Origin of the sequence: Paenibacillus gansuensis (genome assembly GCF_042684925.1) — a bacterium.
Taxonomy (GTDB): domain Bacteria; phylum Bacillota; class Bacilli; order Paenibacillales; family DY6; genus Paenibacillus_N; species Paenibacillus_N gansuensis.
This window is the reverse complement of record NZ_JBHUME010000011.1, coordinates 199,865-218,815: the sequence shown is the minus strand read 5'-3', so window position 1 is coordinate 218,815 and position 18,951 is coordinate 199,865. Positions and strand designations below refer to the sequence as shown.

Sequence of the window (18,951 nt, the reverse complement as noted above, 5' to 3'; positions counted from 1 at the left end):
CGTGTACACACTGCGTAAGACTGCACTGAGAATGTACCCGTTTTACCGCAAAATCGTGCGCAGCCGCACCTACTCCGACCTTTGGGCGAAAGCGGTCGTGAAAGCGGACCTGGACGCCATGCAAAAGCTCCTGTTCGCCGCTATCGGCAAGCAGAACCTCGCTTCCCTGAGCACGAACGCCATCGGCTATTTCGTGGATTTCCCGGTGCGCGGCAGCAAAACCGATGTCGTATCGGCCAGCACATCAATCCGGCCGGGGCAGGTGCAGTTCACGTTCAGCGCCGCGGTGCATCGGCGGATCGCGAAGGCGGTGCTCCCTTTTTACAGGGAACTGGTGTTGAACAAGGGCTATGCCGTGCAGGTCGTTCGGGCGATCCGGACGCAGAATGCCGGGCTGCTGGAGAAGCTGGTCCGCAGTAAAGTTCCAACGTCGGCATTGAGGAAAGTAGAGGCGGGGAACGGGTTTTTCCTCGGGTTCAAGTATCCGCAGAGCAAGTATGTATATTACAATCAAATTTTTCAGGATCGGTTGTTGTAGGGGAACATGCAGAGAACGCCGTGATGTGAGAAACCGTCGGGAAACCGACGGTTTTTCTGTTTCTGTTCTGAACCTTTGCCGGCTAACGAATCCTGGTATCGCTATTTGAGCAAAAATCGGTACCGGAAACTTCTAATGAACTGTAGACACGTTATTTGGGCATTTTACTACTCTAGACATGGCTTTTTGGCGAAATAACGATACCTCGGTTCGTTAGAGTGAAAAACCGTTCAATTTGCCCGAAATAACGATATCACAGTTCGTTAGCACACCTGGACCGCGCAACAGATGTCCTTGCCACTTTCAACCTTTGTACTCCTAAACCTTCTAACATACATGCGGACTTGGGATCATTAATATAGGAGCCCAACCGCCATTCTATCTCCCCATTCATCTTTCTCCCACCGCTTTCATGTGATAAACTAGAGGGCAGGTAACGATATCACACTAAATTACTCGGAGGAGCGGGAATTATGGCTAAGGTACTTGTTTTTGGACACAAAAATCCAGACACGGATACGATTACATCTGCGATTGTGTATGCGGAGTTGAAGAAGCAGCTGGGCGTGGATGCGGAAGCGATCCGTCTGGGCGAAGTGAACGGAGAAACGCAATATGCGCTGGATTACTTCAAAGTAGCGGCGCCTCGCCTGGTGGAAAAAGTGGCTGCGGAAGCCAAAGAAGTCATCTTGGTCGACCATAACGAGCGTCAGCAAAGTGCGGAAGATATCGCGGAAGTACGTGTCACTGAAGTAATTGACCACCACCGTATCGCCAATTTTGAGACAAGCGATCCGATCTACTACCGCTGCGAGCCGGTAGGCTGCACGGCTACGATTCTTAACAAGCTGTACAAAGAAAACGGCGTGGCTGTAAGCAAAGAGATGGCAGGATTGATGCTGTCCGCGATCATTTCCGACTCCCTGCTGTTCAAGTCCCCGACTTGCACGGAGCAGGATGTGGCGGCTGCGCGCGAACTGGCTGAAATCGCCGGAGTGAATGCAGACGAGTACGGCCTGGCGATGCTGAAAGCCGGAGCGGACCTGAGCCAGAAGACGATCGAACAGCTGATTTCCCTGGATGCCAAAGAGTTCTCTATGGGCAGCGCAAAGGTTGAAATCGCACAAGTCAACGCTGTAGACGTGAACGATGTCATGTCCCGCCAAGCGGAAGTGGAAGCGGCGCTGAACAAGATCATCGACGCGAAGAACCTGGACCTGTTCCTGTTCGTAGTAACGGATATCCTGACGAACGATTCCGTAGGTTTGGCCCTTGGCCGTTCCGCGTCCGCTGTTGAGCAGGCATACGGCGTAACCCTGAACAACAACACGGCGCTGCTGAAAGGCGTTGTATCCCGTAAGAAGCAAATCGTGCCGGTTTTAACGGATACGTTCAACCAACTGGCTTCCAAGTAAGCTGAGCCGGATACGGTAACATAGAACAAATAATAGAGGCTCCCGCCGCGGCGGGGGCCTTTTTTGCTTGTCAAAAAGCCCCCGGTTGATTTAAGATTACGGACAATACAACCGATGACGGGAGGGCGCTGCGCATGGTGGCAGGCTGGATCAGGAAATGGACGCCCGATACGCTGAAGAATCGGATTTTATTATCGTTTATCGTGTTTCTCATTGCCCCTATGGCGTGGCTCGCCGTTTATAATTTCCGGGAAACCGAGCAGATGCTGCAGGAACAGGCCTCCATCAAAAACTTGGAGCAGCTGGAAGCCATCAAGACCGGACTGGTAGATGTCATGAGCCTGGTGATGAAGACAGGCCTGCTGCTGGAGCAGGACACAATTCTGCGCAGCACCATGAAGACCCCTGGCGCTTACGACGGCATTCAGCGGAAGAAACTCATTGAGAACAAGTTTGCGGGGATTGAGAATAGCTTTTTCCTTACGGGAGCTACTGTGTACTATACGCTTGCGGACTTCCATGGAAACGCATACACTTCGTTTAAACCTCGGAATGCGTTGAACTATCAGGAGTTGATGAACGAGGATTGGGTGAGGAGCCTCCAGGGAGAAGGGGGCGGACGTTACAGCTGGAATGCGAATGATGACAACTATGTCGTACGCGAAAGGACCAAAAGCAGCAAAATGCTCAGTCTATATCAGCTGCTTAGGGACGACTCGCTGGCTCCTTTTGCCTACGGACGGTTCAGTATCGATTACGAAGAGTGGTTTGACCGGACCACGAAGGAGCGGGGGCAGGAGGGGAGTTACTTTTTGCTGGATTCATCGGGCCGTCCGATGTTGAGTTCCGACCCTTCCGACACCGTTGCCTTTTCCGCTGCACAGGCTGCCGGCTTTTCCAGGGCCGGTGGCGGGGACGGCAAGCCCGGAAACAGCCTCAACCATCAGCGGAAGACTGCGGCGGATGCCGATTCCTTCTCGATCGCCGATCAGGGAGAGGGAATGCTGTATACCTTTATCCGGATCAATCAGCTCGACGGGTATCTCGTGAAGAAGATGCCGCTTTCCCTGCTTTTTAAAGACATCACTGTGCAGAAGCAGCGGTTTTTCCTGGCTTTTTCCTGTATTCTGCTCCTGTTTGTTCTGCTCACTTATCTGATATCCTCGACAATCACCGTACCTTTGAAGCTGTTCCAGAAGAAAATGGAGAGCACCGCAAAAGCCAATCTGAAAGTGAAGCTGCCGGAACAGGGCAGGGGCGAGATTCTGGCGCTTACCCGCAGTTTTAATTTCATGATCGATGACCTGAACGCGCTGCTTGAACAGTTGAAGCTGGAGGAAAGACAGAAGCAGTTCGTCCGGTTCCAGGTGCTGGTTGCCCAGATGAATCCTCATTTTTTGCTGAATACCTTAAATACGATCAAGAGCATAGCGCTGCAAAAAGATGAAGACGACATCTACGAAATTTGTATTTCGTTAGGTAAAATTTTGGAGACGACATTGAAAACCGAAGTGGATCTGATTCTGCTAAAAGATGAAATGATGCTGATTGACTCCTACATGGATATCCAGCGGAAACGGTTCGGCCATGAGATGACGGTCCGTTACGATATCGATGCTGACCTGGAGTATGCACTGGTGCCGAAGTTTTGCCTGCAGCCGCTGGTGGAAAACGCACTTCTTCATGGGTTTGGTTCTTCCGGCAAGCAAGGCTCCATCGCCATTCATGCGGAGGTCCGCAGGGAATCCTTATATATTGCGGTCCGGGATAACGGCGTGGGCATGGCCAAGGCGGCGGAAGCGAACGCGGGGCGGAGAAGGCAGGGCATCGGACTGCAGTTGATCCGGGAGAGCCTGGAACTGATCTTCAAAAACCAAAGTACCGGGCTGGCCATCGAATCGTCGGAGGAAGGCACGAAAGTTACGCTGCACATGCCGATCCTGCTGTCCAAGCCATATGCAGAGGAGGGAAACAGCCATGACAAACTCGGCGCTGTGGCGCTTGCTGATTATAGAGGATGAAAGGCCCGCCAGGGAAAGTATCAAAAAGCTGCTTCAAAAAGCGGACGTGCCCTTTGAAATCATAGGGGAAGCGGAGAATGGCCAGGAGGGGCTGCACATGATCCGATCTCTCAGGCCGGATGTAGTCCTCTCGGATATTCATATGCCCCAAATGGACGGAGTGAAATTGCTGCAGACCGTGAGGGAAGAAGGGCTGGATTGCCGCTTCATCATGCTCACGGCGATCAGCGAATTCGAGTATGCCCGCCAGGCTTTGGAATACGGGGCATCCGGATATCTGCTGAAGCTGTCACTGGACCCGCAGGGGATCCGGCAGACAATGCAGAAGGCGGCTTCGGAACTGGAGAAGCTGGAGCGTCTCCGCAAGGCGGATAAGTGGTTTCCGGAACAGGACCGCCAAGCCCCCATGGACCATCCCGAAATGAACCGGATTATCCGTTATATTGACGAGCATTATGCGGAGGAGATCACCTTGAAAGGCATGGCCGATCTGATCCGGATGGACGCAAGCTACGTAAGCGATTTGTTCAAAAAGAAAACCGGAGTGACGTTAACGCACTACATTCAGGACCGCCGGATCCGTGCAGCCCGGATGCTGCTTGCGGAAACGGACGGGACGGTAAGCGAGATCGGGCGGCAGGCGGGATTCGAGAACGATAATTATTTTATTAAAATCTTTAAAAGGTTCTGCGGCATGACCCCGAACGAATTCCGGAAGCAGGAGGCTAAGGAGGAATCCGGCCTCTAGCAGCCGCAATCCTAAAAATTGTTCTATGAATCCCCAAAAGCCGTTCATCCCCTCAAACGCAGTCCAATGATACAGTAAACATGTAAAGATTACTTATTTGCGGGGGGAAAAGAATGCACATGAAAAAGTGGTTCCTGACAGCGCTTAGTCTCTTATTGATCACTGTTACCGTTGCCGGGTGCGGAGGCAGCAACACCGAAGCTGTAGATACAAAAGCGGCATCCGGGGGAAGCGGCGAGACGATAAAATTGAAAATGTGGGGCGCTGTTCCGGCGGAAGCGGGTCCGCAGGCTGTCGTGGACGCCTGGAATAAGGAAAACCCGGATATCCAGGTAGAGTACGTCAGGTATGTGAATGACGATGCAGGAAATTTGAAGCTGGATACGGCTTTGATGACGGGACAGGATGCGGATCTGTTTATGAGCTACACGGTGGTCCGCCTGCAGAAGCGGGTAGATGCCGGGGTCGCGCTGGACCTGAGCAAGAAGACGGATTATGACATTGACGGGCAGATCGGACCCGATGCGGCCTTGTGGAAAATAAACGGCAATTATTACGGCATTCCGACGAAGAAGAATATGGCGTTTGTCTGGCTGAATAAGCAGATGCTGGATGATGCGGGCCTGCCGATTCCTCCTTTGGATTGGACATGGTCCGATATGAAGGACTATGCTGCCAAGCTGAAAAAAGACAAAGTGTACGGTCTGCTGCAGCATGAAGCGAGCTTTACCGCTTCGCTGGACGGAACCATCTCCGGTATAGGCGCTGTTAAAGCGGATGGGACCTCGAATTTCAACAACCCGTTGTGGAAGGAGCAGCTGCAGATTTTGCACGACATGATGTTCAAAGATAAATCAACTCCTGAATACGGGGAGCAGTTAACCAGCAAAATGCCTGTAGACACCATGTTCCTGAAAGGCGAGGCGGCGATGCTGAATGCGGGGGAATTTATTTTCCGCAGCGCCAACAACCTGAAAGAGTTCCCGCATGATTTCCAGATCGCTTTTGCAACAGTTCCGCGGATTTCCAAAGATCAGAAAGACTTTAAATACCCGGGCGGCGTAGGCGATATGCTGTCGGTGAATGCGAAATCCAAGCATCAGGACGCTGCGTGGAAGTTTGCCAAATGGTATGCGGACGGCGGCATGCTGCCGATGGCGAGCGGCGGACGGCTTCCTTCGTCGAAAAGCGTGGACAGCAAACAGGCGATGGATCTGCTCCTCAAAGGGGTAGAGAAACAGTACGATCTGGACTCCATGAACAAAGTAGTGTTCGGCAACTTCCCGTCCTTCCAGCTGGATCTGCCGCAGCAGGCGATCGATGCCCGGAGCGAGGAATACGAGAAGTATTTCCTGAACAAGCAGGATCTTGATACGACCATGGCCAGCATGGCCAAGCGGCATCAGGAATACATTAAATAACCGGATAGCCACCTTATGCGAAGAGAAGAAGGACCCGTACTTCCTTCTTCTCTTTGCTGCATTTTTCAGGCCACATACGAAAGGCGGAGATTCTACTTGAAATCCAAGAGCTGGGTCCAAAAGCAGGGCTGGGCCGGATATGCATTTATTTTGCCGAACATGCTGGGGATTCTCGTATTTTTCATTTTGCCCGCGCTGGTTTCCTTTGTTCTGATGTTTACCGATTATCAGTTTGCCAATCCGAACTGGTCGTTTACAGGGCTGGATAATTTGAGAAGGATGTTTCATGACGAGCAGTTCTATAGTGCGATCCGGCATACGGGATTGTTTTTGCTCGCTGTCCCGGTATCGCTGGTGCTTTCTTTTTTGACTGCGCTTGTATTGAACCGGAGTGTGTTTTTGAAAGGCCTGCTGCGGGGGATGTTTTTTCTTCCGTACATTTCTAGCGGGGTAGCGGTCGCTTTCGTCTGGATGCTGCTGTTTCAGCCCACGAACGGGCCGGTCAACGGAATACTCCGCTGGGTGGGCATTGCCTCGCCGCCGGGCTGGTTTGCAGACCCGGATACCGCGATGTATGCCATTGATATCATCCAGGTTTGGCTGATGCTGGGCTACAACATGATTATTTACCTGGCGGCGCTGCAGGAAATTTCAACGGAACAGCTGGAGGCGGCGAGGATCGACGGGGCGAATACACGAAAAATCACATGGAGCATCGTGTGGCCTCTGGTGAGTCCAACTACGTTCCTGCTGCTGATTACCGGTTTGATCATGACGATGAAATCGTTCTCCCTGATTCAGGCCATTACGCAAGGCGGGCCGAGCGGAAGTACGACGATTCTTTCTCTTTTTGTGTATAAAACGGCGTTCGGTTATTACGAAATGGGCTACGCATCGGCGATATCGTGGTTTCTGTTCGCCGTCATTATGATGATTACTGTTATCCAATGGATCGGCCAAAAGCGCTGGGTTCATTACTAGAAGGAGGCGCTGACATTGCCGGAAACGCGAAATGCATGGAGAACCAAACTGCCGGCCACTGTTCTGATGTTTATTGCCGGCCTGTTTATGATCCTTCCTTTTCTATGGATGATCAGCACTTCGTTTCAGACCCCGAGCGAGGTGTTCACCCGCTGGCTGCCGTCCAAGCTGGACTGGAGCAATCATAAGCGGATTTGGAGCGGGAGTTATAACTTTGCGCCTTACTATATCAATTCCTTGAAAATCGCTGTGGTGAGTACAGTAGGGGCCGTTCTGCTGTCAGCCCTTGCCGCTTACGGATTTTCCCGGGTGGAGTTTAAGGGCAGGGATTCCTTGTTTCTCATCTATCTTTCGATGATGATGATCCCGCCGCAGGTCATTTTTGTGCCAAAATTTATCATGTTTAACTGGATGAACATTTACAACACCCATTGGGCGCTAATCCTGCCAGGGATGTTCTCGATTTTCGGCGTGTTCATGCTGAGGCAGTTTTTTATGAGCGTACCCAAAGAGATTACGGAATCCGCCTTCCTGGACGGGGCGGGGCATTTCCGGATTTTCGCAAGGCTGGTGCTGCCTTTGGCGAAACCGGCGCTGGTTACGTTCGGGATCATCGACTTCTCCTGGCACTGGAACGATTACGAGAATGCGCTCGTCTTCCTGACCAGTCCGGAGCTGTACACAATTCCGCTGGGGCTTCAGAATTTCATCCTTGAAAATAATGTCGACTACAACGGGATGATGGCTGCTTCCAGCGCGGCGATTCTGCCGATGATCCTGATCTTTTTTATCGGGCAGAAATATATTATTCAGGGGATCTCGAGCTCGGCTGTGAAGGGGTAGGGGTTGGTGCTGGAGGAGCAGGAGGAGTAGTAGGAGTTGGAAGAGCTGAAGGAGCTGTAGGAGCTGAAGGAGCTGAAGGAACTGAGGGAGCTGAGGGAGCTGAAGGAACTATAGGAGCTAGAGGCAAAGAAGAGGATAAGCAGGCAGCTTATCCTCTTTGTGATGCCCCGCTTTAGTGTAAGCGGGGGGATGGGCTGTCCGCCTGCCCCTAACGCAGGCGGATGGTAAAGGCGGCGCCGGCGCCGGGACGGCTGTCCACGGCCACGGTGCCGCCATGGGCCTCGACGATCGATTTCGTGATCGAGAGGCCTAGTCCCGCGCCGCCGTATTTGCGCGTGCGCGAGGTGTCGACCCGGTAAAACCGGTCGAACACGTGGGGGAGGTAGGCTTCGTCGATGCCGGGACCGTTGTCCCGGACCGACAGCTCGGCTTCCTTGCCGGAAGCCGTTAGGGAGACACGGATGCGCCCTGTGGCCGGATCCGTGTGCTGGACCGCGTTGTGGAACAGGTTGAGGATGACCTGTTTGAGCTTGTCGGCATCGTACATGCCGGACATGCCCTCGGTCAGGTCATAGGAGACACCGCGTTCCCCCGCGAGCATCGCAAGCTGCGGCTCCATCTCGCGCACCAGCTCCGCGATTGGGACTTCCCGCAGCTGCAGCTCCGGCGCCCTGTCCAGCTTCGCCAGCAGCAGCAGGTCCTCCACCAGCTTGATGATCCGCCGGGATTCGCCGTGCATGCTGTTCAGCGCCTTGTACAGTTGTTCCGGCCGGTCCGCCGCCCCCCGCAGCAGCACTTCCAGGAAGCCGTGGATGGACGTCAGCGGCGTCCTCAGTTCATGCGATGCGTCGGCGATGAACCGCCGCATCTGCTCCTTGGCCTCGCGTTCGTGCTCGAACGAGGCCGCAAGCCGCTCCAGCATGGCGTTGAACGCCAACGCCAAGCGGTCGATCTCTTCCTGCCCCTGAGCGGCAGGAAATCGCTCGGCCAGGTTGCCGGCGTTCGTCTGGCCGACCGCCTCGCCGATCCTTGACAGCGGCACCAGCGTGCGCCGCAGCACGGGCAGATACACGGCCAGCCCTGCGGCCAGGGCGGCTGCCGCAAGCATCACAAACGTGAGCAGCTGCTGCAGCAGCACCGCCCGCAGCGGCCCTGTATCGATGCCCATCTGCAGGACCGTAGACAGGCGGTCCGGGTTGAGCGGCTCCGGCAATGCAGGCAATCCCGGCAGTCCTGTCAGGAGCGGGCGGAACATGACAATTTGTTCTACGCCGTTTTCATTTTTCACAACCCGGTATGGGATGGGTTTGAAATGGAAGACGTCGGCAAACACATTCCGGTATTCTTCACCCGTTAGAACGGGCGCGGCTAGGCCGTTATTTCCGGCCACATCTTTAAAAGTCCCGTCCCGTTCCACCACCGCAAGAGAGAAATCCTGCAGAAATAAAAACCTTAGGCGGTCCGGTCCAACTTGCCCGTTCTCATCGGTACCCGGCGCCTCCACACCCGGCAAAGGCAGCACCTCTCTGTGCATCAAAACATCCCCGGGAATCGACAGTAGTTTGGCTTCCAGCGTCTCGGCCTGGTTCCGGTACAAGAAATCTTTCATCACCACATATTGAAGAATGCCGATAAGGAGCAGAATCAACGCCAATATCAAAAGGGTTCTCGACAGCAGCTGCGCCCGCAGAGAGCGCGGAGAAACTATCTTTTTGGCGGCAGCTGCCGTTCTGGATAACGCATTTTGGCCGCGCAATGGCTTCACCTCCTACCATTTATAATGAGTTGTACTATCAAGCCGCCCGAGTGCCCAAGAGTGAGTAAAAACTGCCCACCAAGCCGCCCGAGTGTTCAAGAGTGAGTAAAAACTGCCCACCAAGCCGCCCAAGTGCCCAAGAGTGAGTAAAAACTGCCCACCAAGTTACCCGTGTGCCCAAGAGTGAGTAATAGCAGCCCACCAAGCCGCCCGAGTGCCAAGAGTGAGTAAAAACTGCCCACCAAGCCGCCCGAGAGCTCAGGAGTGAGTAAAAACTACCCACCAAGCCGCCCGAGTGCCCAAGAGTGAGTAAAAACTGCCCACCAAGCCGCCCGAGAGCTCAGGAGTGAGTAAAAACTACCCACCAAGCCGCCCGAGTGCCCAAGAGTGAGTAAAAGCTGCCCACCAAGCCGCCCGAGTTCTCAAGAGTGAGTAAAAACTACCACCAAGCGGCCCGAGTTCTCAAATGTTGCACAAAATACAATAATTGGGTGCCGAACAGCCTCCAAAAGAGCAGAATGTTGTACTCAGTACAACATTTGGGGCGGAATGTGCCCTGAAATTGCTCGAAATGTTGCACAAAGTGCAACAATCGGGTACCCAACAGCCTCTAAGGCCCCGAAATGTTGCACAAAGTACAACAACTCGCCGCTAGCGAGGCCCCGAGCCCCGAAATGGCACGAAGTACACCATTCCGTCGCTACAGGTACCAGCTGCCCGTCGCTCACTGGTACCAGCTGCACACCGGGCCCCGCCCGGCCATCCAGCTCGCCGCCGGCCAACACCAGCCCGCACCGGCCCCCCACAAACCGGGCCTGTTACATCAAATCCACACGGTACCCGGCACCGCGGAGCGTGCGGATTAGGCGGTGCTCCTTGTCCTTCAGCTTTTCGCGGAGGGAGCGGATGTACACCTCGACGATGTTTTCCTCGCCCTGAAAGTCGTAACCCCACACTTTGTCCAAAATCATACTTTTGCTAAGCACAATCCCGTGGTTGATGACCAGATAGCGAAGGAGATCGTATTCGGTTGGAGAGAGCTCCAGCGGTGTCCCGCCGTACTGGATTTCTTTGCGGCGGTCGTCGACGCGAAACGGACCGTAGGCCACATCCCCGAACAAATGCGGAAACTGATTGCGCATGCGTGCATGAATTCGGGCCAGCAGCTCCTCAAAGCTGAATGGCTTTACGACATAATCATCCGCGCCCAGCGTCAGCCCCTTGACCCGGTCGTCCACCTCATCCTTAGCGGTCAGCATGATCACGGCTGCTGAAGAACCGCTTTTTTTGATCATCCGGCACACTTCAAAACCATCCATCCCCGGCATCATTACATCTAAGATCACCACATGCGGCTGAAACGACTGCACCAAATTCACACCAGCCATGCCGTCCGGCGCAGTCATGACCTGGTACCCTTCATTCGTCAAACCCAGCTCCAAAAATTGCAAAATATGAGGTTCGTCATCCACCAACAGAATCCGGACCCCGTTTATAGTAGTCATTTGAATGTATCCCCCTAACAGCTGCCCTAACGCGAGACCAGTCTGCAACTATCCCCATTATCGCCCGCCAACCTGAAAATCAGCTGAAAACGGTCTGAACCCCGGCTGAATCTGCAGGCTTCTTTTTCTAACATTCGCTTGCCCCTGCGCTTTTCCTGTATTCAGCAAACTTTCAGCTTACCTTCAAGCACAGTTCAGGGTGGGGAGGCACAATGGGGATATGACGATGTTTGGACAAAAAGGAGTGTTAAAATGATGGCAACAAAATGGAGATCAAGGGTGGATGTATGGCTGGTGCTGACAGCGCTGCTGGCCGCCTTTCTCAACGGGTACAACATCTGGAACGATGCGTATGCGAACAGCTACTACACAACGGCGGTCGCGAGCATGCTGGAAAACTTCCATAATTTCTTCTATGGGTCGCTGGATTCGGCAGGGTCGGTGACGGTGGACAAACCGCCTTTGACGTTTTGGATTCAGACGATCAGCGCTTGGCTGTTCGGGCTGCATGGCTGGAGTGTGATTTTGCCTCAGGCTTTGGCGGGAGTGGGGTCGGTGCTGCTGCTGTACATACTGGTGAAACCGACATTTGGCGTAATGGCTGCGCGACTGAGTGCTTTAGCGATGGCTTGCACACCGATTGCGGCGGCCGTGAGCCGGACGAACAATATCGACAGTATGCTTGTGTTTGCGCTTTTGGTCGGGACATGGCTGCTGTTTAAAGGAATTCGTAATCAAAGTGTATGGAGTGTGCTCGGGGCGTTTGCGATGATCGGGGTTGCTTTCAATATGAAAATGCTGCAGGCCTACATGGTCGCTCCGGCGTTCTATCTGTTTTATCTGGCGGCGGCAAAAGGGAACTGGCAACGCAAAATCGGCATGCTCGCCGCTTCCACGGTGCTGATGCTCGGGATTTCGGTATCCTGGGCGGTTGTGGTGGACTCGATCCCGGCCGATCAGCGGCCGTATATCGGCAGCAGCGAGACCAACTCCGTGATGGAGCTGGCGTTCGGCTATAACGGGATTTCCAGGCTGACCGGAGAGAAGGGGACGAACGGAGGCTTTGTGCAAATGCCGTTAGGCGGCGGAGCGCAGGGAAACATCACGGCACCGGGAGCAGTGTCCGGGGGAACGTCCGGCAAGGCAACCGGCCAGGGGGCCCCGGGCCAAGGTGTCCAAGGCCAAGGCTCCCCAGGCCAAGCTGCCCCAGGCGGGGGCAATGTCATGGCGCCGTCAGGGACGGCACCTACTAGCGGCCCCTTGTTCGGAGGCGCACCAGGTGCCGGGGAAGGGTTCCCCGGCGGGAAAGGCGGCCCCGCCGGAGGCATGTTCGGCACCGGCGAAAAAGGCCCCCTGCGCCTGTTCCAATCCGCACTGTCCGGGCAGGCGAGCTGGCTGATTCCTTTTGCGGTACTGGCCAGTGTAGCACTACTGGCCGGACTTCGCAGACGAAACATGACGCAGAAGCACCTGGAGACTGCCTTTTGGCTGGGCTGGTTGCTTCCGACCGGTGCTTTCTTCAGCGTAGCTGGATTTTTCCATCATTATTATCTGATCATGCTGGCTCCTCCGTTAGCAGCTCTGTTTGGAGCCGGATTTACACAGCTTTATGCGGATTACCGTGATGCAGACGGCGGCTGGAAATCCTGGCTGCTCCCGTCAGCCGTCCTGCTGACTGCAGGCTTCCAATGGTACATCATCCATCCGTTCGATGACGCGATCGGCGCCGGCTGGTCTATCGGCATCGCCCTGGCAGGCGTGCTGCTTACTGCCGCCCTCGCGGCGTACAAATTCAGGCAGCTTCCCTATGTACAAGGTGCTGCCATCACTGCGGCGCTGGCCCTCCTGATCGGGCCGCTGTACTGGGCGGCTACGCCGATTGCTTACGGCGGCAGCAGCATGCTGCCTCAAGCGGGGCCGACCGGCGATGGCGCGCCGATCGGCGGCAACTTCATGCGCCAGGCCGGGGCGCTGCCGGCTATGGGCGGCGCTCAGATGCCTCTCCCGCCAAGCGGCGGCGAGCTGCCGGTCTTGCAAGGCGGAACACAGCTGCCATTGCCAAGCGGAGGCCAGGCTCCTGTGCTTCCCGGCGGGGGCCAGCTCCCTGCGAACCCTGCCGATATGACGCCGGAGCAGCTGAAGCAGCTCCAGAACATGTTCCAGCACGGCGGCGGCATGCCGGGCATGAACGCGCCAAAGGCCGACCCCAAACTGGTGTCTTATCTGAAAGAGCATAACACGGGTGAAAAGTACCTTTTTGCATCATCAAATTATAATACAGCGGCTCCTTATATGATTGACGAGCGTGCCTCCGTCGTGATTCTGAGCGGCTTCTCAGGGCGGGACCCGGTGTACAATGCGGAAAAACTGGAGAAGCTTGTGGCTTCCGGAAAGGTGAAGTACTTCCTGATTTCCGAAGGAGGCATGCCGGGAGGCGGCTCGGAAGTCAATGACTGGATCAAAGCGCACGGCAAAGCGGTTCCGGAAAGCGAGTGGAAAACGCAGGACGCCGCATCCTCCGAAAAAGCTAACACAACTTCCGCCAATCAGAAGACTGCAGCTAATCAGGAGACTCCAGCCAACAGCGCATTGCCAAGCCCTATGGGGACATTCGGCAGCGAGACCTTATATGAAGTAACTCTGAACTAGGAGGGACCGGGATGAACGGTAATATCAGGTATTCCATAGTAATACCGATGTATAACGAAGAAGCTGTCATTGAAGAGACGTACCGCCGACTGAAAAAGGTGATGAGCAGCACGGAAGAAACCTATGAACTGCTGTTCGTTAATGACGGCAGCCGGGACCGGAGCGCAGAGATCATCAAAAGGTGCGCCGAGTGGGACGACACGGTGAAGCTGCTAGATTTCTCCCGAAACTTCGGGCATCAAATTGCCATCACGGCAGGGGTGGATTACGCAGTGGGGGACGCGGTCATTATTATTGATGCGGACCTCCAAGATCCGCCTGAGCTGATTTTGCAAATGATAGAGAAGTGGAAAGAGGGTTATGAAGTCGTCTATGCCAAAAGAGTGCAGCGCAAAGGCGAGACCTGGTTCAAAAAGGCGACCGCCAGCCTGTTCTACCGCGTCCTTCGGGCCTCCACGGACATTAGCATTCCCGTCGATACCGGCGACTTTCGGCTGATGGACCGCAAAGTCAGCAACGAAATGAAACGCATTACGGAAAACAACCGTTTTGTGCGGGGGCTGGTCAGCTGGGTCGGCTTCCGCCAGACGGCGGTGGAATATATCCGCGACGAGCGTATGGCAGGCGAAACAAAATATCCGCTTAAGCGGATGCTGAAACTAAGTTTGGACGGGATCTTGTCCTTTTCCTACAAGCCTTTGAAGCTGGCGGTCTATTCGGGGCTGGCAGTCTCGGGCTCAGGTTTTCTGTACCTGCTGTACGTGCTGTATATGTCCATGTTCACCGATGCAACGATCAAAGGGTGGCCTTCCCTGGTCAGCATCATGCTGATTTTTAACGGATTTATGCTGCTGATTCTCGGCATTCTCGGCGAGTATGTGGGGCGGATCTATGATGAATCCAAAGGCCGCCCGCTGTACGTGGTTCGGGAGTACACAGGAGATGCCGCCAGTCGTTACAAGGAAGCGCAGCCGCAGTTCCATACAGCAAAAAAAAGCCCTGTAGGCATCGAATTATGGATGAAGGAAGCATGAAACCATCAAGTAGAACTCGTCAAACTCAAGAATAAAAATCAATAACTTAGACGGCAAAAAGCCGCATTCCCTCTAGCCATGGAATGCGGCTTCTTCTTTGCGTCCTTGAATCTTGAAAGCTGCAGCGATGAACTCACTCCACCCGCCGAGGCCCTGTGGGCTTTAGCGCTTCCGCCGGGTCGTCGGATTCGACCAGCAGTTTCAGCCTGCTGACCTTGTTCTCCCAAAAGCGCTCGTAGTAAGCGAGCCAGCTCTTCAACTCCTGCAAAGGTTTCGCCTCCAGCGAGTAGCGCGTTTCTCTGCCCGCTTTGCGCTCGCTGACAAGCCCGGCTTCCGACAGGATGCGTAAATGCTTCGATACCGCGGTGCGGCTCATCGGAAAATGGCTGCTAAGCGCATTTACATGCAACCCGGGCTGCTCGGATAGCAAATGGAGCAGCTGCCGCCGGGTCGGATCGGCGATGGCCTGAAACACATCCTGTTTCGGCGCTGCGGCAGTCATTTACTTGCCCTCGCTCTCAACCAGCCTGCGCAGTGCAGGTACCACATTGGATTTCCATCCTCCGCCCATGCGCTCGCGGATTGCTGTGTGGTTCATGCCGTTCGCTTCCGTAATCGCCGCGTCCCAGCCTCCGTGAATCAGGGTAAACTCGGTTTGCTCTTCGCTAACGGCTTTCAGCTCTAACGTGATCACCCAATGTTTACCCCAGGTAAACATCAGCTTGTTCGGTGGATCGAGCTCGGTAACTTTGCAGACAGACACTTCATATTGTGAAGTCAGCGTAAACTCCCTGCCTAACTCCGGCTGAAACGTGTTTGGCATGAACCAGGCAGCGATGCCCTCGGAAGTGGAGACGGCATCCCACACTTTCCCTATCGGGGCATTGAAAAGTTCGGTTACGACAACATCAGGCAATGCAGTTGCAGACATGTATAAATCCTCCTAAATTCTTATGGATAGTTATGGCGATACATAAAGTCTCGTATTTGACAGGCCGCGCCGGGCTTGTACATTTCGTATTATATGAAACCTTTTGGTTTCATGTCAAGCGGAACGAAGTTTCTAACCTGGCCGGGATGATTATAATTGCATAAGTCTCCCAAGCAGAGGAAAGCTAATGCCAAAGAAAGGAAGATAGTATGGAGCTCTTTGATTCTATCCTGATCTTGCTGGCCATTATTGGCACTTCTCATATTTTGAACCAGTTCGTTCCGTTTATCCCGGCGCCTTTAATCCAAATTGCCCTTGGCATGGCGGCGGCGGTGCTACCTTCCGGAGTCCATTTGACTTTTGAGCCGGAGGTGTTTTTTGTGCTTTTCGTGGCGCCCCTTCTGTTCAATGACGGCAAAAGTACACCGAGAGAAGAGCTGTGGCGGCTCCGGGCGCCCATTCTGCTCCTGGCTTTAGGCCTGGTTTTTGTAACCGTATTAGTGGCAGGGTACGCGATTCATTCGCTGATTCCGACAATTCCTCTGCCGGCGGCTTTTGCTTTGGCAGCCATCTTGTCGCCGACCGATCCGGTTGCGGTCAGCGCCTTGTCCGGACGGATCCGTCTGCCCAAAAAAATCCTTCATCTGCTGGAAGGCGAAGCGCTGATCAATGATGCATCCGGCCTGGTGGCGTTTAAATTTGCCGTTGCCGCAGCCGTAACAGGCACCTTTTCCGCTACTCAAGCAGGGATCAGCTTTGTGCTGATTTCATTGGGCGGTATTGTGTGCGGGGTCTTGTTCTCTTTTTTGATCATCTGGCTGCGGATGCTTCTCCGTCACTTCGGGATGGAGGACGTTACGATGCATATGCTGATTCAGATTTTAACGCCTTTTGCCATCTATATCGGGGCGGAGCACCTTCATGCTTCGGGCATATTGGCCGTGGTAGCAGCGGGAATCGTTCATGCTGTGGAGCGGGACCGGACGGAATCTACGCAATACAAGCTGCGCATCGTGTCGGCCAGCACCTGGTCGGTTATTTTGTTCATTTTAAACGGGTTGGTGTTCGTCCTCCTCGGCTTGCAGATTCCCGATGTGATTTCCGTCATCTATAAGGATGAGGCGTTCGATAATTTCACCGTACTTGGGTATATTCTGTTCCTGTCGCTGTTGTTGATACTGCTGAGATTTTTATGGGTGCATGCCTTTTCTTATTTCAATGCCCGGCAAAAGCCAACGTCAGACAGGCTGTACCATTCCGTACTGACCTCGTTGTCCGGCGTCCGTGGGGCTGTTACGTTGGCGGGTGCGTTTTCGATCCCTTATGCGCTTCAGGACGGGACCCCGTTTCCGGAGCGGGAGCTGATTATATTTTTGGCGGCCGGCGTGATTTTGTTCACTTTGCTTACGGCGAGCTTTATTTTGCCATTGGTAGTCAAAAAGGACCCCGGCGCCTCTGAGGAACAGCTCCGGCGGAAGGAAAAAGCGGCCAAAATCCGCGTCCTTAAAGCTGGAGTCCGCGCTGTGCGGGAGGGGATGAATGACTCCAATCGGAACGCTGCCCGTACCGTCATCTCCGAATACCACCGCATGCTGATGCAGATCCGTACGGAAGGGGGAGGCGCAGACGAAGGGGCCAGCTTCAGGGAAAGGGCCAAAAAGGCACATTTGTTTGCCATCAGTACAGAGCGCAAGGCATTGGTGAACGCTTTTATGCGCGGAGAGGTCAGCAGAGAGACAGCAAAACAATATCAGGAAGTGCTCAATCAGACGGAATCCGTGCTGTCTAACAGAATGAGGTTTCTTGTGAATATAGCAGGCTATGGATGGCAGTGGATGAAGGAGATGCTTGTCCATCCTGCCCGGACGGATTTCAGGGCTTGCAAAGCAGAAGAGATGCGTTTGTTGAGAATCCGGACGGCGGAAGCAGCGGTGAATGCCCTTAAGAAGATCGTCACGCCGAAAAATAAAGAAGAAGTGCAGCTGGTCATTGACCATTATGATGAGCTGCTCCAGCGGCTGAAGGGCGACATCACGGAGGTGCCTGAAGCGCCGGTCAGCAAGCATAAGCGGGAGATGGAGCTTCACGCCATCCAAGCGGAACGGGACAAAATCCAGCAGCTCTACGAAGACGGCTACATCAGCCGCAAATCCGCGGGCAGGCTGCGGGCTTTCGTCAACATGCGGGAGGCGTCCGTGTTTGAGCAGGAGGAGCAGCTGTGAGGCAGCCAGTTTATGTGGGCGGGGAATATAAGTAGAGTTGGTGGCAGAAGAAGTGATATGTTTGTCCTTGCGTTGTAAACGTAATTAAATAAACGAGAGTAACCCACCCCGGTTTGCGCCCTCGGTGGGTTACTTCAAAGATGAGGTGACTTTATGCGACATAAACTATTTATCCTATTAACCCTGCTAACCTTGTCTATGTTTACAGCCTACACTGCCAGCGCTAAGCCCCAAAATGACGAACAAATCAAGGATATCTTGCTAACCGTGCTTAGCACGTACATCTCTAACGCTGTTACCGAGTACTATGGGGAACCGAGGCAGTATGGATTGTACGATGCCGAAATAGTCAGGATTGAACGCGACCAGCCTGGTGGATTCTCCTTTCGAGTGTATGTGGTGGTGAAGACGTTTGTGGGAGCGCATAACCCGCCTTATGGCGAAGACTCCATTACGTTGAGCGTTACGCCGGCGGGTGTGGATGTAGAGAAATTTGTCCACAAAAACATGAACACAGGACAGAACTCGGAATTTCTCCGTACTAGCCAAATCACACTTCGCAAACCCGTATCAAAACCACTGTTATCCGAAAAAGAGGCTGTCAGCAATGCGAAAGCTCACTGTAATGTCATTGCTAGAAGGGCAAGGGGGATTGTGGCAGAATACTGCCTGATGACAAACCCTGGCATGACGGCATTTTCAAAAGCGGCTTTAACAAAAAATGCGCAGTTAAGACACGATGGATATTTAAAGAACACACCGGTATACATAGTTATATTTAAGGGAGTCCACCTTCCGGGCAAGCATCATACTGTGTTTGAGGAACATCATGTTGTGCTGGATGCGAACTCCGGTGAAATCCTGTTTAGTTACAGCAACTAGAAAAC

Annotated in this window: 15 protein-coding genes; 11 read left to right on the top strand and 4 right to left on the bottom strand. The window is 53.8% G+C overall.

Annotation, left to right across the window (positions count from 1 at the left end; all coding sequences use genetic code 11):
* The 7 genes from ACFSUF_RS18285 to ACFSUF_RS18255 form a co-directional block, all read left to right on the top strand.
* The coding region (locus ACFSUF_RS18285; RefSeq protein ID WP_377605136.1) for a hypothetical protein at positions 1-538 on the top strand (538 nt) is incomplete at its 5' end.
* A gap of 473 nt (positions 539-1,011) precedes the next feature.
* Positions 1,012-1,953, top strand: a complete 942-nt coding sequence (locus tag ACFSUF_RS18280) for a manganese-dependent inorganic pyrophosphatase (protein WP_377605134.1) — start codon at positions 1,012-1,014, stop codon at positions 1,951-1,953.
* A gap of 134 nt (positions 1,954-2,087) precedes the next feature.
* Complete coding sequence (locus ACFSUF_RS18275; RefSeq protein ID WP_377605132.1) at positions 2,088-3,974, top strand: sensor histidine kinase; 1,887 nt, start codon at positions 2,088-2,090, stop codon at positions 3,972-3,974.
* On the top strand, positions 3,931-4,722 hold the full coding sequence (locus ACFSUF_RS18270; protein ID WP_377605130.1) for a response regulator transcription factor: 792 nt from the start codon (positions 3,931-3,933) through the stop codon (positions 4,720-4,722). Before ACFSUF_RS18275 ends, ACFSUF_RS18270 begins: the two co-directional genes overlap by 44 nt.
* A gap of 119 nt (positions 4,723-4,841) precedes the next feature.
* Positions 4,842-6,143, top strand: a complete 1,302-nt coding sequence (locus tag ACFSUF_RS18265; RefSeq protein ID WP_377605128.1) for an ABC transporter substrate-binding protein — start codon at positions 4,842-4,844, stop codon at positions 6,141-6,143.
* A 96-nt stretch (positions 6,144-6,239) separates the two neighbouring features.
* Positions 6,240-7,124, top strand: a complete 885-nt coding sequence (locus tag ACFSUF_RS18260) for a carbohydrate ABC transporter permease (protein ID WP_377605126.1) — start codon at positions 6,240-6,242, stop codon at positions 7,122-7,124.
* A gap of 66 nt (positions 7,125-7,190) precedes the next feature.
* Positions 7,191-7,967, top strand: coding sequence for a carbohydrate ABC transporter permease (locus ACFSUF_RS18255; RefSeq protein ID WP_377605302.1), 777 nt, complete (start codon positions 7,191-7,193; stop codon positions 7,965-7,967).
* Between the two features lie 208 nt (positions 7,968-8,175).
* Here the strand turns inward: ACFSUF_RS18255 and ACFSUF_RS18250 are convergent, their stop codons facing one another.
* Positions 8,176-9,723 (bottom strand): sensor histidine kinase, encoded by a 1,548-nt coding sequence (locus tag ACFSUF_RS18250; protein WP_377605124.1) that lies wholly within the window; start codon positions 9,721-9,723, stop codon positions 8,176-8,178.
* A gap of 818 nt (positions 9,724-10,541) precedes the next feature.
* A complete protein-coding gene (locus ACFSUF_RS18245; protein WP_377605122.1) occupies positions 10,542-11,228 on the bottom strand; it encodes a response regulator transcription factor in 687 nt (228 codons plus the stop codon).
* A gap of 252 nt (positions 11,229-11,480) precedes the next feature.
* Here ACFSUF_RS18245 and ACFSUF_RS18240 point away from each other — a divergent pair, with 252 nt between their 5' ends.
* A complete protein-coding gene (locus ACFSUF_RS18240) occupies positions 11,481-13,877 on the top strand; it encodes an ArnT family glycosyltransferase (RefSeq protein WP_449290215.1) in 2,397 nt (798 codons plus the stop codon).
* An 11-nt stretch (positions 13,878-13,888) separates the two neighbouring features.
* Positions 13,889-14,911 (top strand): glycosyltransferase family 2 protein, encoded by a 1,023-nt coding sequence (locus ACFSUF_RS18235; protein ID WP_377605120.1) that lies wholly within the window; start codon positions 13,889-13,891, stop codon positions 14,909-14,911.
* Positions 14,912-15,044: 133 nt separating this feature from the next.
* Here ACFSUF_RS18235 and ACFSUF_RS18230 read toward each other — a convergent pair whose 3' ends face one another.
* Together ACFSUF_RS18230 and ACFSUF_RS18225 are read right to left on the bottom strand one after the other, a co-directional pair.
* Positions 15,045-15,413 carry an ArsR/SmtB family transcription factor gene (locus ACFSUF_RS18230; protein WP_377605118.1) on the bottom strand — a complete coding sequence of 123 codons (369 nt, stop codon included), beginning with the start codon at positions 15,411-15,413 and terminating at the stop codon, positions 15,045-15,047.
* A complete protein-coding gene (locus ACFSUF_RS18225; RefSeq protein ID WP_377605116.1) occupies positions 15,414-15,842 on the bottom strand; it encodes an SRPBCC family protein in 429 nt (142 codons plus the stop codon).
* Positions 15,843-16,051: 209 nt separating this feature from the next.
* Between ACFSUF_RS18225 and ACFSUF_RS18220 the strand changes: the two genes are divergently transcribed.
* Entirely contained in the window at positions 16,052-18,064 is a 2,013-nt protein-coding gene (locus ACFSUF_RS18220) for a Na+/H+ antiporter (RefSeq protein WP_377605113.1), read from the top strand.
* Positions 18,065-18,217: 153 nt separating this feature from the next.
* The gene (locus ACFSUF_RS18215) at positions 18,218-18,946 is read left to right on the top strand and encodes a DUF3888 domain-containing protein (RefSeq protein ID WP_377605110.1); all 729 of its coding nucleotides are present in this window, start codon (positions 18,218-18,220) and stop codon (positions 18,944-18,946) included.
* Positions 18,947-18,951: the final 5 nt, after the last annotated feature.